General features: G+C 70.2%; 25 protein-coding genes, 3 tRNA genes and 1 pseudogene. 15 read left to right on the forward strand and 14 right to left on the reverse strand.

The genetic code is table 11. The features are described 5' to 3' along the window. Positions 1-179: 179 nt before the first annotated feature. Positions 180-437, reverse strand: a complete 258-nt coding sequence (locus DJ70_RS17740) for a DUF7472 family protein (protein WP_179233989.1) — start codon at positions 435-437, stop codon at positions 180-182. A gap of 52 nt (positions 438-489) precedes the next feature. Here DJ70_RS17740 and DJ70_RS06215 point away from each other — a divergent pair, with 52 nt between their 5' ends. Next, entirely contained in the window at positions 490-1,203 is a 714-nt protein-coding gene (locus DJ70_RS06215; protein WP_245810723.1) for an SWIM zinc finger family protein, read from the forward strand. Between the two features lie 527 nt (positions 1,204-1,730). Here DJ70_RS06215 and hjc read toward each other — a convergent pair. Continuing rightward, positions 1,731-2,252, reverse strand: a complete 522-nt coding sequence (gene hjc / locus DJ70_RS06220) for a Holliday junction resolvase Hjc (RefSeq protein ID WP_094531149.1) — start codon at positions 2,250-2,252, stop codon at positions 1,731-1,733. A gap of 113 nt (positions 2,253-2,365) precedes the next feature. On the opposite strand from hjc, the gene DJ70_RS06225 reads away from it, so the two are divergent. Further along, positions 2,366-2,785, forward strand: coding sequence for a universal stress protein (locus DJ70_RS06225; RefSeq protein ID WP_094531151.1), 420 nt, complete (start codon positions 2,366-2,368; stop codon positions 2,783-2,785). Between the two features lie 98 nt (positions 2,786-2,883). Then, positions 2,884-3,267, forward strand: a complete 384-nt coding sequence (locus DJ70_RS17745) for a CGCGG family putative rSAM-modified RiPP protein (RefSeq protein ID WP_143420943.1) — start codon at positions 2,884-2,886, stop codon at positions 3,265-3,267. A 33-nt stretch (positions 3,268-3,300) separates the two neighbouring features. On the opposite strand, the gene DJ70_RS06235 is transcribed toward DJ70_RS17745, so the two are convergent. Further along, on the reverse strand, positions 3,301-6,147 hold the full coding sequence (locus tag DJ70_RS06235) for a hybrid sensor histidine kinase/response regulator (protein ID WP_094531153.1): 2,847 nt from the start codon (positions 6,145-6,147) through the stop codon (positions 3,301-3,303). A gap of 76 nt (positions 6,148-6,223) precedes the next feature. Next, complete coding sequence (locus tag DJ70_RS06240; protein ID WP_094531155.1) at positions 6,224-6,826, reverse strand: hypothetical protein; 603 nt, start codon at positions 6,824-6,826, stop codon at positions 6,224-6,226. Between the two features lie 133 nt (positions 6,827-6,959). Between DJ70_RS06240 and DJ70_RS06245 the strand changes: the two genes are divergently transcribed. The 3 genes from DJ70_RS06245 (at position 6,960) to DJ70_RS06255 (ending at position 8,903) form a co-directional block, all read left to right on the forward strand. After that, on the forward strand, positions 6,960-7,433 hold the full coding sequence (locus DJ70_RS06245) for a redoxin domain-containing protein (RefSeq protein ID WP_094531157.1): 474 nt from the start codon (positions 6,960-6,962) through the stop codon (positions 7,431-7,433). 85 nt (positions 7,434-7,518) lie between these two features. Next, entirely contained in the window at positions 7,519-7,965 is a 447-nt protein-coding gene (locus DJ70_RS06250) for a hypothetical protein (RefSeq protein WP_094531159.1), read from the forward strand. Positions 7,966-8,063: 98 nt separating this feature from the next. Further along, positions 8,064-8,903 (forward strand): DUF502 domain-containing protein, encoded by an 840-nt coding sequence (locus tag DJ70_RS06255; protein ID WP_245810724.1) that lies wholly within the window; start codon positions 8,064-8,066, stop codon positions 8,901-8,903. 20 nt (positions 8,904-8,923) lie between these two features. On the opposite strand, the gene DJ70_RS06260 is transcribed toward DJ70_RS06255, so the two are convergent. Then, positions 8,924-8,997, reverse strand: a tRNA-Phe gene (locus DJ70_RS06260). Positions 8,998-9,201: 204 nt separating this feature from the next. Here DJ70_RS06260 and DJ70_RS17305 point away from each other — a divergent pair. Continuing rightward, positions 9,202-9,351 carry a hypothetical protein gene (locus DJ70_RS17305; protein ID WP_179233990.1) on the forward strand — a complete coding sequence of 50 codons (150 nt, stop codon included), beginning with the start codon at positions 9,202-9,204 and terminating at the stop codon, positions 9,349-9,351. Positions 9,352-9,629: 278 nt separating this feature from the next. On the opposite strand, the gene DJ70_RS06265 is transcribed toward DJ70_RS17305, so the two are convergent. Further along, positions 9,630-10,127 (reverse strand): FKBP-type peptidyl-prolyl cis-trans isomerase, encoded by a 498-nt coding sequence (locus DJ70_RS06265; RefSeq protein WP_094531161.1) that lies wholly within the window; start codon positions 10,125-10,127, stop codon positions 9,630-9,632. A 99-nt stretch (positions 10,128-10,226) separates the two neighbouring features. Here DJ70_RS06265 and DJ70_RS06270 point away from each other — a divergent pair, with 99 nt between their 5' ends. Together DJ70_RS06270 and DJ70_RS17750 are read left to right on the forward strand one after the other, a co-directional pair. After that, on the forward strand, positions 10,227-10,973 hold the full coding sequence (locus DJ70_RS06270) for a HEAT repeat domain-containing protein (RefSeq protein ID WP_094531163.1): 747 nt from the start codon (positions 10,227-10,229) through the stop codon (positions 10,971-10,973). Between the two features lie 95 nt (positions 10,974-11,068). Next, a pseudogene (locus DJ70_RS17750) lies at positions 11,069-11,188 on the forward strand (DoxX family protein); the annotation flags it as partial. Positions 11,189-11,252: 64 nt separating this feature from the next. Here DJ70_RS17750 and DJ70_RS06280 read toward each other — a convergent pair. The 8 genes from DJ70_RS06280 to DJ70_RS06315 all read right to left on the reverse strand — a co-directional run bounded on the left by DJ70_RS06280 (position 11,253) and on the right by DJ70_RS06315 (position 19,946). Continuing rightward, positions 11,253-11,325, reverse strand: a tRNA-Pro gene (locus DJ70_RS06280). Between the two features lie 54 nt (positions 11,326-11,379). Then, positions 11,380-13,434: a DEAD/DEAH box helicase gene (locus tag DJ70_RS06285; RefSeq protein WP_094531165.1), complete on the reverse strand. Its 2,055-nt coding sequence runs from the start codon at positions 13,432-13,434 to the stop codon at positions 11,380-11,382. A 163-nt stretch (positions 13,435-13,597) separates the two neighbouring features. Beyond that, complete coding sequence (locus DJ70_RS06290) at positions 13,598-14,128, reverse strand: 50S ribosomal protein L16 (protein WP_094531167.1); 531 nt, start codon at positions 14,126-14,128, stop codon at positions 13,598-13,600. A gap of 105 nt (positions 14,129-14,233) precedes the next feature. Continuing rightward, a complete protein-coding gene (gene nucS / locus DJ70_RS06295; protein WP_094531169.1) occupies positions 14,234-15,019 on the reverse strand; it encodes an endonuclease NucS in 786 nt (261 codons plus the stop codon). A gap of 524 nt (positions 15,020-15,543) precedes the next feature. Further along, positions 15,544-16,833 (reverse strand): adenosylhomocysteinase, encoded by a 1,290-nt coding sequence (locus DJ70_RS06300; RefSeq protein WP_094531171.1) that lies wholly within the window; start codon positions 16,831-16,833, stop codon positions 15,544-15,546. Positions 16,834-16,925: 92 nt separating this feature from the next. Next, positions 16,926-18,143 carry a hypothetical protein gene (locus tag DJ70_RS06305; RefSeq protein WP_094531173.1) on the reverse strand — a complete coding sequence of 406 codons (1,218 nt, stop codon included), beginning with the start codon at positions 18,141-18,143 and terminating at the stop codon, positions 16,926-16,928. Positions 18,144-18,385: 242 nt separating this feature from the next. Next, complete coding sequence (locus DJ70_RS06310; RefSeq protein ID WP_094531175.1) at positions 18,386-18,832, reverse strand: hypothetical protein; 447 nt, start codon at positions 18,830-18,832, stop codon at positions 18,386-18,388. 82 nt (positions 18,833-18,914) lie between these two features. After that, entirely contained in the window at positions 18,915-19,946 is a 1,032-nt protein-coding gene (locus DJ70_RS06315; protein WP_094531177.1) for a C-terminal binding protein, read from the reverse strand. A 399-nt stretch (positions 19,947-20,345) separates the two neighbouring features. On the opposite strand from DJ70_RS06315, the gene DJ70_RS06320 reads away from it, so the two are divergent. From DJ70_RS06320 to DJ70_RS06345, 6 genes are all read left to right on the forward strand, one after another. Next, positions 20,346-20,546, forward strand: coding sequence for a hypothetical protein (locus DJ70_RS06320; RefSeq protein WP_094531179.1), 201 nt, complete (start codon positions 20,346-20,348; stop codon positions 20,544-20,546). Positions 20,547-20,732: 186 nt separating this feature from the next. Next, on the forward strand, positions 20,733-22,388 hold the full coding sequence (locus DJ70_RS06325; protein ID WP_094531181.1) for a CTP synthase: 1,656 nt from the start codon (positions 20,733-20,735) through the stop codon (positions 22,386-22,388). Then, entirely contained in the window at positions 22,389-23,306 is a 918-nt protein-coding gene (gene guaA, locus DJ70_RS06330; RefSeq protein WP_094531183.1) for a glutamine-hydrolyzing GMP synthase, read from the forward strand. Further along, positions 23,306-23,725 (forward strand): DUF7126 family protein, encoded by a 420-nt coding sequence (locus DJ70_RS06335; RefSeq protein WP_245810725.1) that lies wholly within the window; start codon positions 23,306-23,308, stop codon positions 23,723-23,725. Before guaA ends, DJ70_RS06335 begins: the two co-directional genes overlap by 1 nt. 83 nt (positions 23,726-23,808) lie before the next feature. After that, positions 23,809-24,477 (forward strand): DUF7119 family protein, encoded by a 669-nt coding sequence (locus DJ70_RS06340; protein WP_094531185.1) that lies wholly within the window; start codon positions 23,809-23,811, stop codon positions 24,475-24,477. Positions 24,478-24,536: 59 nt separating this feature from the next. Beyond that, positions 24,537-24,610, forward strand: a tRNA-Lys gene (locus DJ70_RS06345). Positions 24,611-24,719 lie beyond the last annotated feature (109 nt).

A 24,719-nucleotide genomic window follows, 5' to 3' on the forward strand; every position in this document is an offset into this window, starting at 1 on the left:
CGCTGGTCGGGCTCCTCACGGGTTTCGTGTTACTGATGGCGCTCGTCGGCGCGTACCTCATCCGGTCGAAGGATCCCGACGCCTGACGGCCGACGACCTCACTTCTCGACCGGCTCTCCCGCCCCGGCACCGGGGGTGCCGGGGCGGGAGAGCCGGTCGAGAAGTGAGGTCGTCGGCCGTCAGGCGTCGGGATCCTTCGACCGGATGAGGTACGCGCCGACGAGCGCCATCAGTAACACGAAACCCGTGAGGAGCCCGACCAGCGCGAGCGCGCCGGATTCGGGGAGCGAGGAGCCGTCGAACGTGACGCCGATGGCGACCAGTCCGGCGACGAACACCATCGCAGCCGCGAGCGAGACGGTGATCTGTCGACGCAGCTCCGCATCGATTTCCNNCGGCCGCCGCGGCGTCGACGATCCTCGGCCGACGCCCGACACGTTAACTCCGGCGGGACCGTAGGTGAGCGCGAGCCGAGCCCCGGCGACGACCATGACTCACGAACGGATCCCGCCCGCGTCGGCCCCGGTCGACGAGCGCGGCGGCGGCGATGCGGACCGCGCCCGTGACCGGCGGGACCGCGGGGACCGCGAGGTCTCGGACCGCGCCCGTGACGCCGCCGACGCGGACCGCGAGGACGGGCGGTCCGAACGGGCGAAACGCGAGCCGATGACGGTGCGTCCCCTCCGGGACCGACGGTACGTCGTCGAGACCGAGGGTGGGACCTACGTCGTCGCGCTCGACGCCGGGACCTGTAGCTGCCCGGACCACGAGATCCGCGGGGAGCGGTGTAAGCACCTGCGGCGGGTCGCCATCGAGGTGACTGAGGGGCGGCTCCCCGCCCCGGACGAGCGCGTCGGCGTCTGTGCGGTCTGCGGGGTCGAGACGTTCGTCCCGTTCGCGGCGTCGGGGCCGCGGCTGTGTGCGCGACACGGCTTCGAGCGCGGCGACGCCGTCTCCGACCGCGAGACGGGGGAGCTCCTCGTCGTCACCCGCGTCACGGACCGTCGCGCCGACGAGTACCGGACCGACGAGGGGCGGGCGATCGAGGCGTACCCGACCAACGCGGCCTACGGCGCGCACGAACCCGTCGTCGAGGCGGTGTACGCGGAGTCGCTCGGACCCGCCCACGGGATCGACGACGCCAGGCGGTACGGCTTTCCGGCCTCGCGGCTGGTGCCGGTCGACGTCGATCGCGAGGAGTGAGGAGAGAGGAGACGGCGTCGTTGCCGGCGCGGTGATCGTCTCCGATCCCCGGCCGCTCGTCGATACGTAGTTGAGGCCACGTCGGGGAACGCCGCCAAAGCCCCGGCCGCTCGGTCATACGTCGTTGCTGGCGCGGTGAACACGGCCAAAGCCCCAGCCGTGAGGACCTCCGAAAGACGTTCCTGCTCGCTTCGCTGCGCAGGCTGCGACTTTCGTGGTCCCGCTCGCTCACGCTCGCGGGACTCGCGCGACTCGCCGTGCTCCTCACTCGGTCGCCGCTCTCCCTCGTTGCGGTGATTGCGTCGTCGTGCTTCGCCCTCACGGCAGCGAGGCGCTCCGCGCCTCCCGCAGCCGGCGGCGTTGCCGCCGGCGACTGCCCCGTTGAGTCCCACCCCGCACAGCACCGCAACCGCACCTCACCTCTCCCCAGCCTCGTCGCTCGCTTCGCTCGCGACATCCCTCGCACGAGTCGTTCGCGGCCCGCCGGGCCGCTCACGGCGCGCGCCACCGTGGTCCGCCGAGGTAATTTACAACACGTCGAGGGCGTCCTCGACCGACATGTGGCCGTCCCGGACGGCCTCGAGGACCTCGCGGCGCTCCTCGTCCGGGTCGGTCGCGACCTCCTCGAGGGTCACCTTCTCCGTCTCGCCGACGAACTCGGGGAAGTCCGTCCCCTCGGCGAGCGCTTTCTCCTTTTTCACGCGATAGGAGCCGGCGTCGGTCGTGTACAGGTCGCCGGGATGGAAGAAGTACCAGTCCTCGCGGTCGAACCGGACCGCGATGCGCGCCTTCGCGCCGAAGTTGCGGGCGAAGAAGAGCAGCGCCTCCACCTCCTCGCCGGAGAGGTAGATCGGGTCGCCGGCGCTGGACTTCGCCTCGATCGCGTAGAAGGTGTCGCCGTTCCCCGCGAGCACGTCCGGAAGCTCCCGCTCGGTCGCGGAGCCGCTGGCCGGCGCGCGCATCACGGCGAAGCCCGCGTCGTCAAGCGCGTTGACGAGCTCACGCTCGCGGCGGTCGCCCTTACGGTTCGCCGACACGGTCGCGGTCACCCCGGTGAGTCACGTCGATCGGTACTGGAGAGGAGCCTAAAAGGCCGACGGGTCGACGGCGGACGTCGGGACACGCGTCGGGATTTATACCCTCGCGACGCGTACATTGTGGTATGATAACACGCGTGCTCGTGGCGATGGACGGCTCCGACGTCGCCGAACGGGCCCTCCGGTACGCGCTCGACGTCCACGGGGACGCGGAGATCGTGGTCCTCCACGTCACCGGGGAGCCCTCCTCGATGATGGGCGAGGCCGCGGGGATGGCGCTCGCCGAGGACCTCGAGGGCGAGATGCGCGACCAGGCCGAGGAGGTGATCGACCGGGCACGGGAGATCGCGGCCGCGTACGACGCGACGGTCGACGTCGAGGTGGCGGTCGGGCGACCCGGCAAACGGATCGTCGAGCGCGCCGAGGAGTTCGACACGGTGGTGGTGGGGACCCACGACGGGTCGCTCGTCGACCGGCTGCTCGTCGGCAACGTCGCCCAGACCGTCTTCCGCGGGTCGCCGGTGTCGGTGACGGTGGTGCGCTAGGGCGGACGGCCCGCCGCGAGCCGATCCCCGACCCCTTCGATCCGATCCCGAACACGTTCGCCCGGTGGGACAGGGTCCCGCGGCGACGACCGTACGGTATGAGCGAGACCGACGCCGCCGAGCGCGACGCCACCGTCACCGACGCCGACGACCCCGCCACCGCCAACGACGTCGCCGATGACCCCGACACCGATCGCGACGACGACCTCCCCGCGTTCCTCAGGGAGGACCACGCGGGCTCGTGGTCGGCGAACCTCGAACGCGACCGGTACGCGGACGACAGGGAGTCGCTCGTCGACCACGCCCTCCGCGCGGTGGCGCGGACGGATCCGGCCCACCACGTGAACCTCGTCACGCATCCCGAACACGGGGATCCGGAGCCGTACCTCGGCGACCGGCTTCGGGAGGAGTTCCCCGAGGCGACCGCGGCGGTCGTCGACCAGTGCGGCTGTGGTGGGTACGTCTACCGGGTGGAGCCGTAGCGACCCGGCGGCGGCCCACGCGTCGCGGCGCCGTCAGTCCACGAACTCGACGCCGGTGATCTCGAAGCGCGCGCCGCCCTCGGCTCCCTCGACGGCCCGGATCTCCCACCCGTGGGCCTCGACCACCTGTCTGACGATGCTGAGCCCGAACCCGGTGCCGCCCTCGTCGGTGGAGTACCCCGGATCGAACACGTCCTCGCGGGCGTCCGGGGGGATGCCGACGCCGTCGTCCTCGACGTAGAACCCGGTCCCGTCCGGCAGCTCGCCGACGGTGATCGTCACGGCGCCGCCGTCGCCCGAACCGTCGTGTTCCACGCCGTCGCCGGACGCGGTCCGGCTGCCCGTGGAACCATGTTCCACGCCGTTCCGGAGGAGGTTCTCGAAGAGCTGCTGGAGGCGGGTCCGGTCCGCCCGAACCGTCCGGTCGACATCGACGTGGAGCCGGGCGCCGGACGGCCGATCGACGTGATCCCAGCAGCCCTCGAGCAGGTCGACGAGGGGGACGGGCTCGAGGTCGCCGACCGCCTCGCCCTCGCGGGCCAGCATGAGAAGGTCCTGTATCAGCTCGTTCATGCGGTCGTGCGCGCTCGCCACGTCCTCCAGGTGCTCGCTTTCACACTCCTCCTCGACGAGTCGGAGCCGTCCCTCGGCGACGGTGAGCGGGTTCCGGAGGTCGTGGCTCACCACGTCGGCGAACTCCTGGAGGCGCTCGTTCTGGCGTTTGAGTTCGTCGCGGCTGCGCCGGAGTTCCCGTTCGCGCTCGCGCTCGTCCAGCGCGGTCTCGGCCGCGGTCGAGAGGATCCGCGCGAGGAACTCGTCGGTCGAGTCGAAGGCGTTCGGCGTCGTTTCGCCGATCGAGAGGGTGCCGTGCTCGCCCATCGGCAGGAGCAGCAGGCTCCGCAGACCCGTCCCCTGGTCGACCGCGTCCGGTTCCGCCTCGATGTCGTCGTACACGCGGACCTCGCCGGCCTCGTAGGCCGCCCAGTTGAGGCTTCCCGAATCGGGGTAGAACACCTCGCGTTCCGAGACGACGTCGGAGACGGCCTCCGAGGTGGCCGCCGGAACGAGCCCGTCCTCCTGGGCGTCGTAGAGCCGGACCACGGCGACCGAGAAGCCGAGGATCCCCTCGACGGCCTCGATCACGCGGTCGGCGACGTCCACCCTCGAGCCGGCGCGGATCAGCTCGCGGGTCGCGTCGTGGAGGCGCTCGAGGCGGTTCTCGCGCGTTCGAAGCGTCTCCTCGCGGGCGACGCGGTCGAGCGCCGCCTCGAGGTAGTTCGCCAGGATCTCGACGAGGAGCACGTCGGTCTCGGTAAAGTCGTTCGGCTCCGACGAGGAGATGACGAAGACGCCGTGGTCGCCGATGGGGTGGAGCACGACGCTCCCGGCCGGCGTCTCCTCGGTGACCCGAGACGAGGCGGAGACGTCCCGGAGGTGAACCGACTCCGAGCCGCGGAACGCCTCCCAGACGAGGTGCGCGCGGGACCCCGGCGGCGCGGAGCGGTCGTAACTGGGCAGCTCGTCGAACAGCTCGGGGACCCCCTCGGCGAACGCCGACAGCTCGAGCCGGGTGCCCTCGTCGTTCAGGAGGTGAACGCCCGTCAGCGACGCGCCGATGATCTCGTCGGCGGCCTCCGTCGCCAGCCGCGTCGTCTCCTCGACGGTCCGCGTGTAGTTGAGCTTCCGGGTCCGCTCCCGCAGCTCCTCGAGCTTCCGCTCCCGCCGTCTCCGCTCGGCGACGTTCCGGCTGCTCGCCAGGAACCGCTTCTCGCCGTCGATGTCGAAGCGCCTGAGGTGGACCCTGACGGGGAACCGCGACCCGTCCCGTCGCACGAACTCGCTTTCGAGCTCCACGCGGTCGTCGCGGTCCATCCCTGCCCAGATGGCTCGGGCGTCCGCCGGATCGAGACGGGCGTCGAGCTCCCAGACCTTCATCCCGACCAGCGTCGTCTCGTCGTAGCCCGTCTCCGCGCACAGTCGGGGGTTCGCGTCGAGGATCGTCCCCTCGTCGTCGTGGACGTCGATCATGTCGGGAGAGTTCTCGAAGAGCGCCTCGAGCCGGGTCGTGGTCCGCTCGAGCCGCCGTTCGCGCTCCTTCCGGTCGGTGATGTCGGTGATGAACCCCTCGAGCGTCTCGAGGCCGCCGCCGTCGTCGTGAACGGCGCGTCCGCGCTCCCAGAGCCACTTCGTCGCGCCGTCCTTGGTGTGGATCCGGTAGGTGACCTCGTAGGTGCCGTCCGCCTCGATCGCCGTCTGGACGGCTGTCCAGGCGTCCTCGCGGTCGTCCGGGTGGATCACCTCCTCGCCCCAGACCACCTCGTTTCGCTCCAGCGTCTCGGCCGTGTAGCCGGTGAGCGACTCGACTTCGCCCTCGACGGTCTCCATCGGCCACTCCGGGGCGTTCCGGCACCGGTATATCATCCCCGGAAGGTTCTCGATGAGCGTCTCGAGACGGCGGGTACGCTCCGCCAGCAGCTCGCGGGCCCGGTCGGCCTCGACCGCGTTGCGGATCCGGTTCGCGAGGAGGGCGTACTGTTCGCTCCCGCCACGTTTCTGGAGATAGTCCGTGACGCCGGCGGAGATCGCCTCGCTCGCGACCTCCTCCGACCCCTTCCCGGTAAAGAGGACGAAGGGGAGGTCGGGGTGGTCCTCGCGGACGGCCCGGAGGAACTCGATCCCGTCGCGGCCGGGCATGTCGTAGTCGGAGACGACGCAGTCGATCTCGACGTCGGCCAGCGCGCGCAGTCCCGCCTCGGCGTCGTGCTCGGTTCGGACCTCGATCCGGTCGTCTTCGCGTTCGAGGAACTCCGCGATCAGCTCCGCGAGACCCGGATCGTCGTCGACGTGGAGGACGCGGATCGCCTCGTGGGTCCCGCTCATATACGTGAGAACCTACCAACACGCAGTGAAAAGTGTTTGTGACGCCGTCCCGAGGCGACTCCGCGGGCCGACGGGACTACTGCCGGTATCGGTCCGGGACGTACCGCGACAGCCGCTCGGGGGCGTATCCGAAGACGGTCGGCGCGATCGAGGCGAGCCGCCGACGGAGCGCGACGTACGCGACGCCGACGCCGAGCGCGGCCGCCGCGACGAGCCGGAAGGGTCCGTCGAGGACGACGAGAAGCGGGAGCGACAGCCCGGCGAGGAGCGTCAGGTCCCCCGGCGAACCGTCGTACCGGATCCAGCGTTTCGGTCGTCGCCAGCGGCCGCGGACGTGGTCGTACACCGCGCGCTCGGAGGTCCCCTCCCAAGGACGCAGCTCGAGCCCGCCGCCGTAGCGGTCCATCCGACAGTGGACCGTCGCGCCGAGCAGGAACGCGGCGAAGAGGACCGTCGCGGGGAGGGTCACGAGCGACGCGGCGACGACCGCCGGAGCCGCGAGGAGGGCGTACACGGTGGGGTAGTGAAGCGTTCGACGGTGGCCCGCGTACAGGTCGAGGTCGGGCGCGACGCTCCCGGCGAGCGCGCCGGCGAGCGCCGCTGGAGCGATCTCGGGCGCGATGGAGACGAGCGGTGCCGCTATCGCCAGGCCCACCATCGCGTGTGTCGGGAGCATCATGGATCGGTCGGGACGGAGTGGTCGTACGCGGCGTCGACGTTTATACTCGCTGGAGGACTGTGAACGAGGACCACGGTTCGCGTCGACGGAGCCACCACGACAGTTTTAGAACGCTACGTGCCCTCCGGCACGTATGGTCTCGACCGGCGACACCGCACCGACGTTCACCGCGACGTACAAGGGATCCGACCACGAGACGTTCGATCTCGAGGAGCACCTCGGCGACGGGCCGGTCGTCCTCGCCTTCTTCCCCGGCGCGTTCACGCCCCCGTGCAGCAACGAGATGGTGGCGCTTCAGGAGCGGTACGACGACTTCGAGGCGGCCGGGGCGACCCTGTTCGGGATCAGCGCCGACTCGGCGTTCTCGCTCGGCGCCTTCGCCGACGAGCACGACCTCGCGTTCGACCTCGTGAGCGACATGGACGGCGACACGATCGAGGCGTACGGCCTCTCGATGGATCTGCCCGAGCTCGGGCTCTACGACGTCGCCGACCGGGCGGTGTACGTCCTCGACGACGAGGGTACCGTGACGTACGCCTGGGTCGCCGACGACCCGACGAACGAACCCGACTACGACGCGCTGCTCGAGGCCGTCGACGCGGCCTGACGCGGGCGAGTCCCCGGTCTCTCTGCTCGTGTACCGGCGGGCGTTCCCGACACGCTTTTTTCGTCGCGCGGAGAGACGGAGCCGAATGAGTTCGCGAACCCCGCAAGGAACCGAGGACCGACCGGACCCCGTACGGCTCCGGGCGCTCCGTCGGCCGCTCGCCGTCTGGGCGCTCATGGCGGTCCTCGCCGTCCTCAACGGTGGGTTCAGGGAGGTCGTGCTCGTGTCGCGGCTCGGTCATCGCGCCGCGCACCTCCTCAGTACCGCCCTGCTCGTCGCCGCGATCCTCCTCGTCGCGTACGGCTTCGTCCGGTCGACGTCGGTCGACTACCGCCGGACCGAGCTGGCGGCCGTGGGCGTCTGCTGGACCGTCCTGACCGTCGGCTTCGAGTTCCTCGTCGGGTACGTCGAGGGGACGCCCGTCTCGGTGACGCTCGGACAGTACGACGTGCTCGGGGGACAGGTGTGGATCGCCGTCCCGGTGGCCCTCCTCGCCGCGCCGCTGCTGTTCGGCCACGTCCTTCGGCGCTGATAACGGGAGCCGATGCGGCCGACGGCCGGACCGACCGCCTCCAGGACGCGGGGGACGGAGCGACACTGCTTTCACGGTGGTTTTCGTGAGAAGAACGGATGGCGGCTCCAGACTCCTCCGACGATCCCTCGCGGCCGGCGCGAGACACGGTCGAATCGCTCTACGGCGGGACGCTCGACGTGCTGATGACGGGGATCGCGATCATCGTTCCCCTCGTGATCACGCTGTACGTGCTGACGATCGCCCTCGAGTTCATCACCGGCGCGTTGACCCCCTTCATCGGGGTGCTCAGGTGGTTCGGCGTCATCGCGTGGTTCAGGGAGACCGACCTCGTCTCCGTGCTGATCGAGTTACACGTCTACGGCTACGTCATCGACTTCTTCACGGAGCTCGTCGCCGTCGGCGTCCTGCTGGGGATCGTCGTCGTCGTCGGGTCGATCGGCCGCCACCGGTACGGCGAACGGGCGATAGACGTCGTCGACCTCGTGCTCGCGTCGATCCCCGGCATCGGGACCGTCTACAAGAGTTTCCGGCGGATGGGCGACGTGATGCTCGACAACGAGGCCGAGAACTTCCAGGAGATAAAGCTCGTCCAGTGTTTCGGCGAGGACGTCCACGTCATCGGCTTCGAGACGAGCACGTCGCCGGCGACGGTCGCCGAGGCGGCCGGCCACGACGAGATGGTCACGCTGTTCATCCCGCTCGCGCCGAACCCCGTCACGGGTGGCTTCCTGACGCACGTCCCCCGCGACCGCGTCATGGACGTGGACATGTCCATCGAGGAGGGCGTCCGAAGCATCCTCACGAGCGGCGTCGCGAGCGGGGAGCGCGCCGACGAGGGCACCCCCGTCACCATGGGCGACCTGGAGAAGGTCACCGACATCGACCGCCTCCAGGACGCGATCGGGACCGACGACGCGGACGACGAGGGGACGTAAGTCGACTCGAGAAGCCGGAATGCCGCCTCCCCGATTTGAACGGGGGACAGCTCGATCTTCAGTCGAGTGCTCTCCCAGTCTGAGCTAAGGCGGCTCGCATTTCGACCAAGGCCGAATCGAGACAAAAGGATTTCGAAAGACGGCGGTCGCTCGGGGACGGGACCGCGGCGGCACGACGCGGACCCCGAAGGGTGACGACGGCAGGCTGCGCCGGCACCGACCTCGTCGGCGCCGGAGCGCGTCGGAGCCGCCGGTCGGACGAACGACTATGTGTCCCGGTACCGAACCGCTCGGACCGATGGCACCGAACGGGACTGACGACGCCGAGCAGGAGCCCAGGGCGTGGTGGCGGCGGCCGGTCGAGGCGGTCGTCGCCGCGGGGCGGTGGATCGCCGACACCTTCCGCGGGTACGCAGGGATGCGCGAGCTGAAGCGAAAGCGGCGGTAGGGGCGTCTCGAACGCGGCGACGACACGAGGCGGCGGTCCCGCCGTACCGGCTCGCCACGTCCTCCATCTCGCCCGTCGGGAGCTCGAACGCCGCCTCGTCCTCGGTCATCTCCGTCGAGTCGTGGCGGCTGCGATCGGGTTCGACGAGCACCTGCGAGGTGGGGAAGCCGACGGCGGACGCCGGCGCCGCCGTGGTGACGACCGCCGCGAGCGCCCGGTTGCCGAGCCGGAGCCGACGGGCGTCCCGCGTGGCTCCGGGTTCGGAGCCGCGCCGGCGATCACTCGGACTCGGAGGCGCCGCCGGGGCGATGGTTCACGACCTCGATGTCGAACACGAGCGTCCTTCCGGCGAGTTCGTGGTTGAAATCGACCTCGACGCTCTCCTCCCGAACCGCGACCACGTCGCCGTGGAGTCCGTTCCGTGCGTGGACGTGAAGCCCGACTTCGGCGTCGGCGTCAACCATCGCCTCGAACGGCTCCCGGTCGTACTCCCGGACCCGGTCGTCGCGACTCTCCCCGTACGCGGCCGCCGGCGGGACCGCCACCGTGGCGTCCTCCCCGACCGTCATCCCGCGGACCGCGTCGTCGAGTCCCTCGATCACCTCGCCCTCGCCGACGGTGAAGGCGAGGGCCCCGTAGTCGTCGGAGTCCCGGTCCTCCGCCGCGGCGAGGCCGGTCTCGGCAGCGACGGCGTACTTCGAGGTTCCGAACACCGTGCCGTCCTCGAACCGTCCGACGTACTCGATCGCGACCCGGTCGCCCGGCTCGATGGTCATGCGATCCGGTGTGGCATCGACCGGCAATACGCTGTCGGGTCGGCACCACGTGAGCGCCGTCCCCCCGTTTGAAGTACGTCCGTTCGAAGTGTCGGACCGATGACCGCCAACCTCACCGCCCGACAGCAGCGGGCACTGGACATGGCCGACGCCGCGCCGGCGGACGCCACCGACGACAACCTCGACGCCCTGTTGGAACTGACCCGCCACGACGACTCGGCCGTGCGGGCCGACGCGGCACAGGGAGTCGAGATGGTCGCCAAGGAGCACCCCGACCTCGTCGCCGATCGACTCCCCGACGTGATCGGACTGCTCCACAACCCGAGCGTGGACGTCCGGACGTTCGGTCAGGACGTCGTCGGGATCCTCGGCAGCGAACGGCCCGGACTGCTTGCGGGGACCACGGCGGTTCGGCACCTCGCACAGGGGCTGACCGACGAGAACGAGTTCGTGCGGGCGGGCGCAGCCACGCGGCTCGGCATCGTCGGGGAGGCCGCGCCGGACCTGCTCTCGGACGCGGCGGTCCTCGACGCTCTCGTGGCGAAGGCCGAGGGGGACACGTACACCGAGGCTCGGGCGCAGGCGGTGGAGTCGCTCGAAGCGGCCGCGAACGCGGACCCCTCGCTGATCGACGACCGGACGGTCGAACGGCTCCGAACGGTGATCGAGCGGGACGACGTCGGCGGACGGGTCGAGACCGCGGTCGAAGGGATCGAGACGGCGTGGCGGAACCGCGCTGCGAGCGCCGGCGACGGAGCCGGGACGGAGTTCTGCCCGGCCTGCGGCGCGGAACTCGACGCCGACCCCGTCCCGAACTTCTGTCGGAACTGCGGCCAGGAACTGTGAGTGCCGAGCGGCGATGCCCGCGCCCCTACTGACCGACGGTGTGACCGGACGACACCGCCGACGGCAGCGACGCGCCCTCGCGACGCGACCGAGCCTTGCTCGGACCGGGACTCACACTCCGGGCTTCGGAGGACGTCCGCGACGTGGAGGACACGATCGGGCCCGCCGAGTCCGCCGGCGTCCCGATGCCCGACCTCGCGGCTCCGTTCGCGTCGCTCCTCGAGTCGAATCCGGACGGTTGCCACTCTCGGCTCGTCGCGTCCGTACCCCGAACGAGAGTGGGACCGCCCGGATTCGAACCGGGGTCACGGGCACCCAAGGCCCGAAGTATACCAGGCTAACCCACGGTCCCTCGCCTCTCACTACCGGCATGAGCCGCTAAAGCGTTTCGTTCGTCGGTTCGGTCTCACTCCTCGTCGTCGTACAGTTCGAGGTCGGCGACGAGGTCGTAGGGATCGGTCCCCCTCCGGACCGCGTCGAGGATCCGGAACGCCTCGTCGGGCGCGAGGAAGTGCCGACAGATCGCCCGGCCGAGCGGGGTCGGCGAGAAGCCGTCGATGAACTCCCACTCTAAGAGCTTCCCGACCGCGTGTTTCGTCGGCACGTCGCCGATCATCCGGTCGTTGAGCCGCTTGGCCCGCTTGCCCGCGACGACGACGTTCGCGAGGGTCTCCTCGACCGCGGCCGTCTCGTCGTAGTGGGTCGCCACGTCCTCCATCTCGCCTTTGAGCAGGGTGAACGCGACCTCGTCCTCGGTCCGATCCATCGAGTTGTGGTAGACCGCGTCCGGCTCGACGAGGAGGTACACCCGGCCGCGGTCGTGGTAGTCCGGCCGCCCGGCCCGGCCGAGCATCTGGGAGAACTCCTGGACGGAGAGCCACTCGATCCCCATCGCGAGCGTGTCGAAGACCACCTGCGAGGCGGGAAAGTCGACCCCGGCCGCGAGCGCCGCGGTGGTGACGACCGCCGACAGCTCCTGGTTCCCGAACATGCGCTCGACCTTCTTCCGGCGGCCGTAGTCGAGCCCGGCGTGGTACGGCGCGGAGTCGTACCGCAGCTTCCGGCTGATCTCGTGACAGCGCCGCCGGGAGTTCGTGAAGATGATCGTCTGGCCGCGGTACCCCTTCGAGGACTTCGTGTCGAACTCGCGTTTCACGAGCTTGTCGGCGATGTCGGCCTTCTCGCGGCCGTCCGCGAAGGTGACGTGGCGCTCGATGGGAACGGGGCGCTCCTCGAACTCGATCAGCGTCGCCCGCAGCCGCTCGGCGAGCCACTCGGGGTTGCCGACGGTCGCGGAGAGGTAGACGAACTGCGTGCCGTCGTATCCCTCGTGACGTTCCATGCGATCCTCGCTGTAGTGCTTGAGCCGGGATATCAGCCCGTCGAGCCGGTGGCCGCGCTCGCCCTCCTTCAGGGTGTGGACCTCGTCGATGACGACGGTCCCCACGTCGCCGAGGTCCTTCCCGGTCCGGAGCGCGTGGTCGATCCCCTCGTAGGTGCCGACGATCACGTCGGCGTTCGGGTCGAAGCGGTTGCCGTCGTCGGCGATCCGCGAGGAGCCGACGCGGATCGAGACGTCCAGCACGTCGCCGTAGCGGTCCTCGAAGTCCTCGTGTTTCTGGTTGGCGAGCGCGACGAGCGGGACCAAAAAGAGGAGTTTCCCGTCGCCCTTCAGCGCCCGGTCGATCCCGGCCAGCTCGCCGACGAGCGTCTTGCCCGTCGCGGTCGCGCTCACGACGAGCTGGTCGTCGCCGTCGAGGAGCCCGTTCCGCACGGAGAGGCTCTGGACGGGCAACAGCTCCTCGAAGCGATCCTGGACGTGGTCGGCCAGCGCCGGATGGAGGTCGAGCTCGTCGGTCCGCACCGGCGAGACGTCCTCGACGGTCGCGGACACCTCGTCGTACTTCGTGAGGTCGGGATCGAGCCCGCCCTGAAGCAGGTTGACGATCCGGTCGAGGTCCTTCGAGTCGTACAGCAGCTCCTCGAGCCGCTCCTCCGCCGCGCCGGTGAACTCGCCTTTGTACGACAGCTCGCGCTCGAGTTCGCGGCGGGCGCAGTCCCGACAGATGTGCTCGCCGTTGTGTTCGATCGCGGTGTCTTCCGTGATCGGGCCGTAGCGGCCGTCGTTCGCACAGCGCCGGCAGGTCCGAACCGTCATCGCCTCGAGCTGGTAGCCGTCGAGCATCTCCCGGAGGCGCTCGCGGCGCTCGGGGGAGGTCTGCTCCGAGATCCGGATGCGGGAGGCCGCGCGGGCGAGGTCGACGAACTCGTCGGGGGAGCGGGGGTGGTCCTCGCCGTCCCGGAGGACGCGGAACTTTCCGGGACGCGGGCCCGCGGACGTCTCCTTCAGCTCCAGGCGACCGCGAAGCACCCGGCTCCCGTCCCGGTTCGCGACCACGGTGTAGTCGCTCCGCGCCTCGTGGAGGAACAGCGTCCCGACCTCGGCCAACTGCTTTGACACTGTCCGTCCGTACGCGAGGCGGGTATTTCAGCGGTTCGTCTCGGAAGCCGCCGCTCCGGATCGGAGACGGCGGACGAGACGGCGGGGGTAGGGAGGGTACGGGACGGGAGGAGAACCGAACGGGGACGGGACGGAGCCGACGTGTGGATCGGGAACCCGCCGTCTACGCGACGAGCAGCTCCTCGCCGCGCTCGACCGTGATCCGGCACGGCGGCGAGAGCTTGTTGTACGCGCGGCGGAACGCCTCCTTGACGGCGGACGCCTGGTCGACGTCACAGTAGGCGGTGAAGACCACGTCGTCCTTGTTCAGTCGCGCGGCGGTGCCGACGGGCTTGCCGAACGCCTGACGCATGCCGTCGGAGACGCGGTCCGCGCCCGCGCCGGTCGCCTGCTTGTTCTCGCGGATGACCTGGTGGGGGAACTTGCGGAGGGTCATCTTGTAGGTGCCCTCGCCGAGCTCCTTGATCAGGTGGCGGTTCGCCGACAGGCGCGCGCTCTCGAGCGAGCCGTGGCGGATCTGGAGCTCCTCCTCGACGCGGAGGCTGATCTCGACGGGGTAGTCCTCGGGCTCCGAGGAGAGGTCGCCCATGTTGTGCTGGGCGATCTTCGAGCCGGGGATGCCCGTGATGTACTCGCGGCGGGTGTACGACGGCTTGTCGATCGTCCGGTACATAGAGGCGGGTTTGTCGGACATGGTTACTTGTCCGATGTAGCCCCCGCTGCGTCGATAAAGCCTTCGATACCGTGGCGGAGCCGGCGAGGACGCCGGGAGACGTCGCACGTGCGGGGGCGAGCCGCCTCACTCCTCCGGGGTCGGCTCGAGCGCGACGTGATCGAACCCCCGATCCGCGAGCCGCTCCGCGGCCCGATCGGTGACCGAGGGCGCGACGAGCACGCCGCGGACTTCGGGTTCGGCGGCGTCGCCGTCGCCGTCGGCGTCGCCATCGGCATCGGCGTCGAGGGAGTTCCCGTCGACCCCCACCTCCTCGCGGAGCGCCCGCACGTACCGGGCGAGCTGCCCGACCGCGTCGGGGCCGACCCGCCGGCGTTTCAGCTCCACGACGACCGGATTGCCGTCGGCGTCGACGCCGAACACGTCCATCGGGCCGGCGCTGGACGGGCGCTCCGTCTCGCGCGGCTCGAAGCCCGCCTCGATCAGGTCCGGGCGTTCGAGGATCCGGGTGCGGAGGTCCTCCTCGCTGCCGTGGAGGTCCAGATCGCGTCCGCCGGTGACCGGCATCGCCGACAGCTGGTGGACGTCCGAGAAGCGGACGGTGAGGGTTTCGTCGGGGGTGGTCCTGGTGGAGACCACGCGGAGCCGCCCCTCCCGGACCGCGGCGCGGTGTTCGGAGCCCGGCGGCTGCCAGTTGACCGGCTGGCGGCCCTCGTCGGTGTGGACGAGGGCGGCCCCGTCGGGTTTCAACAGGAGGAGCCGGTCGCCGGCAGCGAGGTCGGAGGCGGCACGGCCCTCGTAGGAGACCGTACAGCGGCCGAAGAGGCTCACCAGGTTCCCACGCTCGAAGGCGTTTTCGAGCTCCCAGAGCGCCTCGCGATGGCTCGGGTCGTGGAGGCTCGTGACCGTCACTACCCCCCATACGCGTTTGGCGTTCAAAAAGGGCGCGAGGAGGACGTGGATCCCGGCGAGAGTGTTTGCGAAGCGGGATCCGGATGAGAATCCGAAGGGATTGTCGTTAGAGACGGGACCGCCAAAGCCCCAGCCGCTCGGATCTACGCAGTTGCTGGCGCGGTGAACACGGCCAAAGCCCCAGCCGTGAGGGCGAAGCACGACGACGCAAGCACCGCAACGAGGGAGAGCAGCGACCGAGTGAGGAGCACAGCGAGTCGCGCGAGCCCCCACGGCAGCGAGGCGCTCCGCGCCTCCCGCAGCCGGCGGTTCCGCCGCCGGCGACTGCCCCTTCGAGTCCCGCACCGCTCCGCACAGCACCTCACGCCTCCCCAGCCTCGTCAGTCGCCTCCGCTTCGCTCCGGCGACTGACTCCCTCGCGGGCTCCTCACGGCCGCCCGTGGCGGCCGCTCGGAGGCGCGCCACCGCGCCTATCTATAAAACGCCACGCACGGTAACATCGCCCAAAACGTCCGAGAGACGGCTTACGTCCCGTGCTCCCAGCTCCCCATGTACTCGCGCTGCTCCGCGGAGAGCGAGTCGTGGTCGACGCCCTCCGCCGCGAGCTTGATCTCGGCGACCTCGCGGTCGAGGTCGTCGGGGACGTCGTGGACGCCGGCCTCGTAGTCGTCGGCGTTCTCGACGAGTTCGCGGACGACCACGGCCTGAACGCCGAAGCTCTGGTCCATGACCTCGACCGGGTGGCCCAGGGCGATGGGGGCGGCGAGGTTGACGAGCCGCCCCTCGGCGAGCACGTTGAGCACGCGCCCGTCGGGCAGTTCGTATCCCTCGACGCCGTCGCGGGCCTCGAAGCGGTCGACCGCGAGGTCGTCGAGCTCCTCGAGGTTGATCTCCACGTCGAAGTGGCCGGCGTTGGCCAGCAGGACGCCGTCGTTCATGACCTCGAAGTGCTCGCGGGTGATCACGTCGCGGTTGCCGGTGGTCGTGACGAACACGTCGCCCGTCTTCGCGGCCTCCGCCATCGGCATCACGTCGTACCCCTCCATGTGGGCCTCCAGGGCCTTGCGCGGGTCGACCTCGCAGACGATCACGTTGGCGTTCTGACCCGCCGCCTTCTTCGCGACGCCCTTGCCGCAGTAGCCGAACCCGCCGACGACGACGTCCTTGCCGGCAAACGAGAGGTTCGTCGTCATCGCGATGGTCGCGAGCGAGGACTCGCCGGTGCCGTGGACGTTGTCGAAGAGCCGCTTCATCGGCGTGTCGTTCACGGCGAAGACGGGATAGTGGAGCTCGCCGTCGTCGTCCATCGCGCGCAGGCGGTGGACCCCGGTCGTGGTCTCCTCGGCGCCGCCGAGGATGGAGTCGATCAGGGCGGGGTACTCCTCGTGGACGAGCTTCACCATGTCCATCCCGTCGTCGACGGTGATGGTGGGCTCGTGGGCGAGACACGCGTGCATCGCGTCGTAGTACCCCTCGTCGTCGACGCCGCGGACCGCGTAGGAGGTGATCGCCTCGTGGTCGTTCAGCGCCGCGGAGACGTCGTCGTGCGTCGACAGCGGGTTACAGCCGGTGATGGCGACCTCCGCGCCGCCGTCGGCCAGCAGCTCGACGAGGTTCGCCGTCTTCGCCTCGACGTGCATCGCCATCGCGACCGTCTCGCCCGCCAGGGGCTGTTCCGTCTCGAACTCCTCGCGGAGCGCGTTCAGGATCGGCATGTGCTGGAGCGCCCAGTCCATCTTGCGACGCCCCTCCTCGCGGGCCGTCTCGGGGTCCGAAAGGTGCTCCGTGACCGGCGGATACGTCTGCTCGCTCATGAGATTCGCTTCGCTCACCGCACACTAAACGATGCCGACACCGGGTCGCGGTCGAGAGAAGTGATCGCCTTCGGTCGCCGATCGATCCTCAACTACGGCTGGTTCCCGTTCCCGTTGCCGGGAGCGTTCCCCGGTCCGTTGCCGTTTCCGGGGTCGTCGTCGTCCTCGTTCTCCTCGGCGTCGTCCTCTTCACCGTCGTCCGCGTCGTCTTCCGACTCGTCGTCCTCTTCGATTTCGTCGTCCTCCGCATCGTCCTCTTCGGTCTCGTCGTCTTCCGATTCATCGTCCTCCTCGTCCTCCGTCTCGTCCTCTTCGGCGTCGTCCTCCTCGGTCTCGTCGTCTTCCGACTCGTCATCGTCCGCGTCCTCTTCGGATTCCTCCTCCGACTCGTCGTCGTCCGCGTCGTCATCGGGACCGGCGTGTGCCGGCGGACCGCGCTCGCCGTCCTCGTCCCCGCCGGCGTGGTCCGGCGCGTTGCCGGGGGCGTCGCTCTCGTTTCCGTCGTCATCGTCCGCCTCGTCCGGGTCCTCGGGGCCGCCCGCGTGGTCGGGCGCGTTGCCGGGGTTGTTCTCCGTCACGAAGTCGGAGACCGCGCCGCCGATGCCGCCGTCACGGTCCTCGAGGTTCGAGATGAACTCGCGGACCAGCTGGCCGAACGGCCGCTCGTCGACCTCGTCGCCGGCGGTCAGGTCCACGGTCGTCGTGGCCGCCTCGTTCTCGAACGTCGCGGTCACCTCGACGGTGACGTTCTCCTCGGGAGCAGGCAGCTCCACCGTCCCGTTCTCGTCGGTGGTGTAGTTCCCCTCGCCGACGTAGGTCGCGTTGGCGTCGTCCGCGGCGTCGTTCGTCGCGTTCTCCCCGTCCACGGTCGTGACGTTCACCGAGGCGTTCTCGACCGCCGTGTCGTCGTCGGTCACCGTGACGACCGGCTCGTCGTCGGCGTCGTCGACCTCCACCTCGAGCCCGTCGGGCGCGTCGAGGTGAGCGAGCGTCGACCCGGTCGCGTCGCCGTCGGTGGCGGTCACCTCGATCCCCACGTCCTCCTCGGGCGCGGGGAGCGAGACCGTCCCGTTCTCGTCGGTTTCGTACTCGCCCGTCCCCGCGTACGAGGCGTTCGCCTCGTCGTCCGCGACGCTCACGATCACCGTCCCGTTCTCGACCGCCGTGTCGTTCTCGGTCACCGTGACCGTCGGTTCGCCGTCGGCGTCCTCGACTGTCACGCCGAGGGACTCCTCGGCGGCCGCGACGCCGGTCACCGCGCCGACCGCGACGACCGCGATCAACAGCAGGCCTATCGTGCGTTGGCTCATGTCCGGTCGGGTCGTGACGCTGACTTCGCTTAAGCGGGGAACTCCGTTAAGCCCGATTAACCCGGATTGTAGTCGGGTTAAGCCGGCTCTCCGGGGCGTACAGGGATCGGGAACGATCGCGGGCGGTTCGAGCGGAGCGTCGGGAGGATCTCCCCCCGATCGCGGCTCGTCCGCGACTCGCCCGCGACTCGCCTGCGGTCCGGCTCGGCTCGACCCGTCCGGTCGGACGGGCGTGGCCGCGGTCACGCGTCCGCGGCGGTCGCCGGGCGTCGGGACCGGCCCAGCGCCAGTCCCGCGAACGCCACGACCGCCAGCTGGACGCCGACGCTGACGGTCGATCCGACCAGCCTGACCGCCGCGATCGCCCGCTGCTCGGGGCCGAGCCAGAGGAGTATTCCGGCGGTCACGACGAGGTACGCGACCGCGGCGACGCCGCCGGTCGCGAGCACGAGCGTCCCGTCGCCGCGGTCGCCCTCTCTCCCCCGGCCGACCCGGTAGGCGACGCCGAGGAGCAGCCCGTAGACGAGCACGAACGAGACGAACCGACTGCCGGCGATGTAGACGGAGAGGGCGGAGGGAGACGGGATCTCGAGGGACAGTTCGATCAGGATCGGGGGGAGCCGGCGTGTCACGCCGATCGCGGCCGCGACGACGGCCGCGACCGCAGGGGGGAGGAGGGCTCGATTCATGCGCCGATCCCGATCCGGTGGCGTGTTGAACGTTATGGTCGGGCGGGTCTCGGAGGATCCGGCTACGTCCCGGCGTCGGGTGTCAGTACGCGTCCGGGCTCCCGTACGTCTCGGGGTCGACTCGGTACGCCGGCTCCGCGCCGCGGAGGTATCGCCGGACCTCCTCGGCCGCCTTGCGTCGCACCTCGCGTTTCGACTCCTCCGAGTACCACGCGATGTGCGGGGTGACGACGACATCGTCGCGGCCGGTAAGCCGGTCGTCCGCCGGCGGCTCGGCCGGGAGGACGTCCAGCCCGGCGCTCCGGACCGTCCCGTCCTCCAAGGCGTCGACGAGCGCGTCCGCGTCGACGACCTCGCCGCGCGCCGTGTTCACGAGGATCGTTCCCGGCTCGGCGTCGTCGCGCTCGCGCATGGTGTCGAAGGCGTCCGCGTCGAACATCTCCCGCGTCTCCGGCGTCAGCGGGGTGTGGACGGAGATCACGTCGCTCTCGCGGAGGAGGTCCGCGAAGCCCGTGGGGTCGGCACCGAGGTCCCGGATCGCCGCGTCGGGCACGTACGGGTCGTGGACGACGACGTCCCCGAACTGTGGGGCCGCCTTCCGCACCGTTCGGCTCCCGATCCGCCCGCAGCCGACGACGCCGACGGTCAGTTCCTCGGGGCGCCGGAGCGGCGCGCTGATCTGCCAGTCCCAGCCGCCGGCCGCGGTGTCGGCGCTCGCGGCGGGGATCCCGCGGACGAGCGACGCACAGAGCCCGATCGCGTGCGCGGACACCTCGTCGGTGCCGTAGTCCGGGACGTTCGAGACGGCCACGCCGGTGGCGTCGGCCGCCGCGAGGTCGACGTTGTCGACGCCGACGCCGGCGCGGACGACCGCCCGGAGGCGCGAACAGCCCTCCAGGACCGCGGCGGTCATCGGCGTCCCCGCGTCGACGACGATCGCGTCCGGGTTCGCCTCGATCACCGCCTCCGGCGACCGCAGCGGGTCCTGTCTCAGAGTCACGTCGTCGCCGAAGACCTCGCGTTCGGTCGCGAGGCTCGTGAGTTTCGTGTCGCTGATCACGACTCGGGGTCGGTCGCGCTCGTCGTCGCCGTCGGCGTCGCCGGGTCCGGTCATCGATCCGGGGTACCGCCGACGGGACCATAATACCCCGACTCGGCGTCGGTGACGACGGCGGCTCGTACACGGGAAACGGGACGGTGGCGCGCCGGTGAGCGCCCGAAGGGCGCGAACCGCCCGCGAGGGACGCGGCGACTGACAGGAGCCGCAGCGAGGCGCGCGCGTCCTCGCGACTGGGGCTTGGGAGATGCTCACCGCGCCGGCAACGACGTAGACCCGAACCCCTGGGGCTTTGAAACCGTTCGCCGAATTCCGATATCGTGCTCCGTACAGCAACCATCGGAGCGTTACCAACGCTCACGTCCGGAGATCGATCGAGTCGGTCCGTCGGATCCCTCCCGATCGATCCCCGCCAACAGCGTTATTCCCGCCGAACGCCTACCGGGTCCACCGACAGTGTCCACCCACCACACCTCCACCGACGACGCGGACCCGCGCCCGAAGGCGGTGCTGTTCTGCCCCGACTGCGGCCACGAGAGCGGCCTCCCCGGCGACTGGATCGTCGACGAGGATCCCGGACGGACCACCCACACGTGCCCGGCCTGTGACGCGACGGTCGAGGAGCGCCGTCGACCGGAGCCGATGCTCGCGCCCTGACCGGCGACGACGGACGGGATCGCGGCCGCGCTCGCCGACTATCTCCCTCCTCGTGTTCTCGCGTGCGGATCGTTCCCGGACGACGAACGATCGGTTCCGGCCCGACCGTCACGGACGACCGTGTGGTTTCGGTCGGGTTCGGAACCCCTCCGAAACGGTTTTGCCGGCCCCTGACGGACGGTCGATATGCCAACGGATCCTGACACGGGATACGACCCGTCGCTGGGTCGGAAGTTCGTGTTCGTCACGGGCGGGGTGATGTCCGGGCTGGGCAAGGGGATCACCGCCGCCAGCACCGGCCGACTCCTCTCGAACGCCGGCTTCGACGTGACCGCGGTGAAGGTGGACCCCTACCTCAACGTCGACGCCGGGACGATGAACCCGTACGAGCACGGCGAGGTGTACGTCCTCAAGGACGGCGGCGAGGTCGACCTGGACCTGGGTAACTACGAGCGCTTCCTCGGCACCGACATGACGTTCGACCACAACGTCACCACGGGGAAGACCTACCAGCACGTCATCGAGCGCGAGCGCGCCGGCGACTACCTCGGCAAGACCGTCCAGATCATTCCCCACGTCACCGACGACATCAAGCGGCGCATCCGCGAGGCCGCCGAGGGGAGCGACGTCTGTCTGATCGAGATCGGCGGGACCGTCGGCGACATCGAGTCGATGCCGTTCCTCGAGGCGCTCCGGCAGTTCGCCCACGAGGAGGACGACGAGGACATTCTCTTCGCGCACGTCACGCTCGTTCCCTACTCGAAGAACGGCGAGCAGAAGACGAAGCCGACCCAGCACTCGGTGAAGGAGCTGCGCTCCATCGGGCTCCAGCCGGACGTGCTCGTCGGGCGCTGTGCGGACCGGCTGGATCCGGAGACGAAGGAGAAGATCGCCCTGTTCTGTGACGTGCCCACGGACGCCGTCTTCTCGAACCCCGACGTCGAGGACATCTACCACGTCCCGCTGATGGTGGAAGACGAGGGGTTAGACGAGTACGTGATGGAGCGGCTCGGGATCGCCGACGAGGCGCTCCCGAAGGCCGAGCGCTCGACGGAGTGGCGCGAGCTCGTCACGCGCGACCGCGAGGACGAGATCGACGTGGCGCTCGTGGGCAAGTACGCGCTGGAGGACGCGTACATGTCCATCCACGAGGCGCTGAAACACGCCGGGATCCAGACGGAGACGGAGGTCAACGTGCTGTGGGTCGACGCCGACGAGACGAGCGAGGAACACGAGGCGCGGCTCGCGAGCGCGGACGCGGTCGTCGTCCCCGGCGGGTTCGGCTCCCGCGGCACCGACGGGAAGGTGGCGGCGATCCGGTACGCCCGCGAGAACGACGTCCCCTTCCTCGGGCTCTGTCTGGGCTTCCAGATGGCCGTCGTCGAGCACGCGCGCAACGTGCTCGGGCTCGAGGACGCCCACTCCGCGGAGATCGACGCCGACACGCCGCACCCGGTCATCGACCTGCTCCCCGAGCAGTACGAGACGGAGGAGATGGGTGGGACGATGCGCCTCGGCGCCCACGAGACCGCGATCGAGGCCGACACCCTCGCCGCCGAGGTGTACGGCGCGGACTCGTGTACCGAGCGGCACCGCCACCGCTACGAGGTGAACCCCGAGTACATCGACCAGCTGGAGACCGACGGCCTCGTCTTCTCCGGGCGCGCGGACAACCGGATGGAGATCCTCGAGCGGGCCGACCACCCGTTCTTCTTCGGGACGCAGGCGCACCCCGAGTTCCGGTCGCGGCCGGACCGGGCGAGCCCGCCGTTCGTCGCCCTCGTCGAGGCGGCGCTGGGATCGACGGACACAACCGAGCGGAACGCGGACGTGAGGCTATAAATGGTCGATACCGAGGAGTTCATCGAGGAGGCAACCGCCGAGATCAGCGAGGCGGTCGGCGACGCGAACGCCGTGATCGCCTTATCCGGCGGGGTCGACTCGTCGGTCGCGGCGACGCTCGCGTACGAGGCGATCGGCGACCGGCTCACCCCGGTGTACGTCGACACGGGACTGATGCGGAAGGGGGAGACGGACGAGATCCGCGAGACGTTCTCCTTCATGGAGTCGCTGCGGGTGATCGAGGCGCAGGAGCGCTTCTTCGACCGCCTCGAGGGCGTCACCGATCCCGAGGAGAAACGCCACGTCATCGGCGAGGGGTTCATCGACGAGTTCGAGACGGTCGCCCGCGACGTCGACGCCGACTACCTCGTCCAGGGGACGATCTACCCCGACCGCATCGAGTCGGAGGGGAACATCAAGTCACACCACAACGTGGGCGGCCTGCCGGAGGTCGTCGACTTCGAGGGGATCGTCGAGCCGGTCCGCGACCTCTACAAGGACGAGGTTCGCGAGGTCGCCCGCGCGCTCGACCTCGAGGACGTCATCTCCGAGCGGATGCCGTTTCCCGGCCCCGGACTCGCCGTCCGGGTCGTCGGCGAGGTCACCCCCGAGAAGGCCGACGTCGCCCGCGAGGCGTGTCACGTCGTCGAGGAGGAGCTCGACGAGTACGACCCCTGGCAGGCGTTCGGCGCCGTGATCGGGAAGGCGACCGGCGTGAAAGGCGACAACCGGGTCCACGGCTGGGTGGTCGCCGTGCGCTCGGTCGAGAGCCGCGACGGGATGACCGCGCGCGCCCAGGAGATCGACTGGAGCACCCTCCAGCGGATCCAGAGCCGGATCACGGGCGAGAACGAGAACGTCGCCCGCGTCGTCTACGACGTGACCCACAAGCCGCCGGCGACCATCGAGTACGAGTGATGGCGGGGAACGCGCGGACCGCGGTCGTCGCGGGACCCGACGAGCACGGCGTCGGCGAGGAGTTGACGGCGCTCGACGCGGCGGTGACGCGGGTCGAGGGCGTCGTCTCGGCGTCGGCGCTGAAGACGGCGGGGATCGCGGACGCCGACTACCTCGTGTTGACCGACGCCGACGAGGCGACCGGCATCCCGGTCGCGAAGGAGCTGAACCCGTCGGTCACGGTCGTGACGTACGCGGACCGCTCGCTGCCGGAGTTCGTCGCCGGCGTCGCCGACCTCGCCGTCGACCCGGCGCTCGTGACCCCGACGCTGCTCGCCGAGGAGCTGGTCGCCGGCGGCCCCGGCGGCGACGGGGACGGGGACGGGAACCCCGCCCCCGACGCCGCGATCGGCGAGGGCGACGCGGCCGACGACGAGTAGCCCCCGCCGGTCCCGTTCTCCGAGGCGGCTGCGATACCTGCCACGGTGCCGGCTCCTTATGTGCCCGCGGTCGAAGGAGGCGTATGGACGAGCAGTCACCCGCCGACCGCCGATCGCCGGTCGGCGAACCCGTCGTTCGCTCGGACCCGGCGGTCACCGGCGAGCGCGCGGCCGAGGCGGTGGGGTTCGATCCCGACGATCCCGAGAGCGTCGCCGAGGCCGCGGAGACGGTCCGCCGCTTCGCGTCCGGCGACGTCGGCGACGACGACCACGTGTTGATGCTCCGCGGCGCCGCCGCCTGCGCGGCGCTGGTCCGCGGCGTCGGCTCCTACAAGGAGGCCGCGGCCCGCGCCGGCGAGGAGGTCACCGTCGCGTTCATCCGCAAGTGGGCGCGGGTTCACGACCTCCCGCAGGCGATCCGACGACAGGTCGCCCGCGGGCACGTCACGCCGAGCGCGGCCAAACACGTCGCGCGCCTCGGCGGGACCGACCGGTACCTCCTGGCGTGGGCCGCCATCGACGGCGACATGACCGTGCGGGAGGTCAGGTCGGTCGCCTCGGCGGTCAGCGGCGGCGAGGAGGTGGACGACGCGGTCCGCGAGGTCGGCGTCGATCTCGGGCGGCTGGGGATCGACCTCCCGCTCGAGACGTACGTCGAACTCCGCCGGCGGGCGGCGATGCGGAACGTCGATCCGGGAACGATCGTCGCGACCGCGCTCGAGGACCGCTTCGCGTCGCCGACCGAGGAGTGACCCCGCGTCCCCTGCCGTTTCTAAACGTTTATCCGTGGTCTGGCCGTAGCGAGTGACGCGGGCCGGTAGCTCAGTTAGGGAGAGCGTCCGGCTTTTAACCGGACGGTCGGGGGTTCGAATCCCTCCCGGCCCGCTGTTCCGCCGCGAGCGACAGGTCTAGAGAGAGTGAGGGTTCGAACGTTTTCATTCTGAAGCAGTCGTTAGATCTTGAGTGCTAATGGGACGGGTGTTTCGTGTGTGAT

Origin of the sequence: Halorubrum halodurans (assembly GCF_002252985.1) — an archaeon.
GTDB lineage: Archaea > Halobacteriota > Halobacteria > Halobacteriales > Haloferacaceae > Halorubrum > Halorubrum halodurans.

Bases quoted from the DNA above. Each gene is read 5' to 3' on its own strand.
- DJ70_RS06215 (WP_245810723.1), top strand. From the start codon at position 490: ATGACTCACGAACGGATCCCGCCCGCGTCGGCCCCGGTCGACGAGCGC.
- DJ70_RS06225 (WP_094531151.1), top strand. From the start codon at position 2,366: ATGATAACACGCGTGCTCGTGGCGATGGACGGCTCCGACGTCGCCGAA.
- DJ70_RS17745 (WP_143420943.1), top strand. From the start codon at position 2,884: ATGAGCGAGACCGACGCCGCCGAGCGCGACGCCACCGTCACCGACGCC.
- DJ70_RS06235 (WP_094531153.1), bottom strand. From the start codon at position 6,147: ATGAGCGGGACCCACGAGGCGATCCGCGTCCTCCACGTCGACGACGAT.
- DJ70_RS06240 (WP_094531155.1), bottom strand. From the start codon at position 6,826: ATGATGCTCCCGACACACGCGATGGTGGGCCTGGCGATAGCGGCACCG.
- DJ70_RS06245 (WP_094531157.1), top strand. From the start codon at position 6,960: ATGGTCTCGACCGGCGACACCGCACCGACGTTCACCGCGACGTACAAG.
- DJ70_RS06250 (WP_094531159.1), top strand. From the start codon at position 7,519: ATGAGTTCGCGAACCCCGCAAGGAACCGAGGACCGACCGGACCCCGTA.
- DJ70_RS06255 (WP_245810724.1), top strand. From the start codon at position 8,064: ATGGCGGCTCCAGACTCCTCCGACGATCCCTCGCGGCCGGCGCGAGAC.
- DJ70_RS17305 (WP_179233990.1), top strand. From the start codon at position 9,202: ATGGCACCGAACGGGACTGACGACGCCGAGCAGGAGCCCAGGGCGTGG.
- DJ70_RS06265 (WP_094531161.1), bottom strand. From the start codon at position 10,127: ATGACCATCGAGCCGGGCGACCGGGTCGCGATCGAGTACGTCGGACGG.
- DJ70_RS06270 (WP_094531163.1), top strand. From the start codon at position 10,227: ATGACCGCCAACCTCACCGCCCGACAGCAGCGGGCACTGGACATGGCC.
- DJ70_RS06290 (WP_094531167.1), bottom strand. From the start codon at position 14,128: ATGTCCGACAAACCCGCCTCTATGTACCGGACGATCGACAAGCCGTCG.
- DJ70_RS06300 (WP_094531171.1), bottom strand. From the start codon at position 16,833: ATGAGCGAGCAGACGTATCCGCCGGTCACGGAGCACCTTTCGGACCCC.
- DJ70_RS06305 (WP_094531173.1), bottom strand. From the start codon at position 18,143: ATGAGCCAACGCACGATAGGCCTGCTGTTGATCGCGGTCGTCGCGGTC.
- DJ70_RS06310 (WP_094531175.1), bottom strand. From the start codon at position 18,832: ATGAATCGAGCCCTCCTCCCCCCTGCGGTCGCGGCCGTCGTCGCGGCC.
- DJ70_RS06315 (WP_094531177.1), bottom strand. From the start codon at position 19,946: ATGACCGGACCCGGCGACGCCGACGGCGACGACGAGCGCGACCGACCC.
- DJ70_RS06325 (WP_094531181.1), top strand. From the start codon at position 20,733: ATGCCAACGGATCCTGACACGGGATACGACCCGTCGCTGGGTCGGAAG.
- guaA (WP_094531183.1), top strand. From the start codon at position 22,389: ATGGTCGATACCGAGGAGTTCATCGAGGAGGCAACCGCCGAGATCAGC.
- DJ70_RS06335 (WP_245810725.1), top strand. From the start codon at position 23,306: ATGGCGGGGAACGCGCGGACCGCGGTCGTCGCGGGACCCGACGAGCAC.
- DJ70_RS06340 (WP_094531185.1), top strand. From the start codon at position 23,809: ATGGACGAGCAGTCACCCGCCGACCGCCGATCGCCGGTCGGCGAACCC.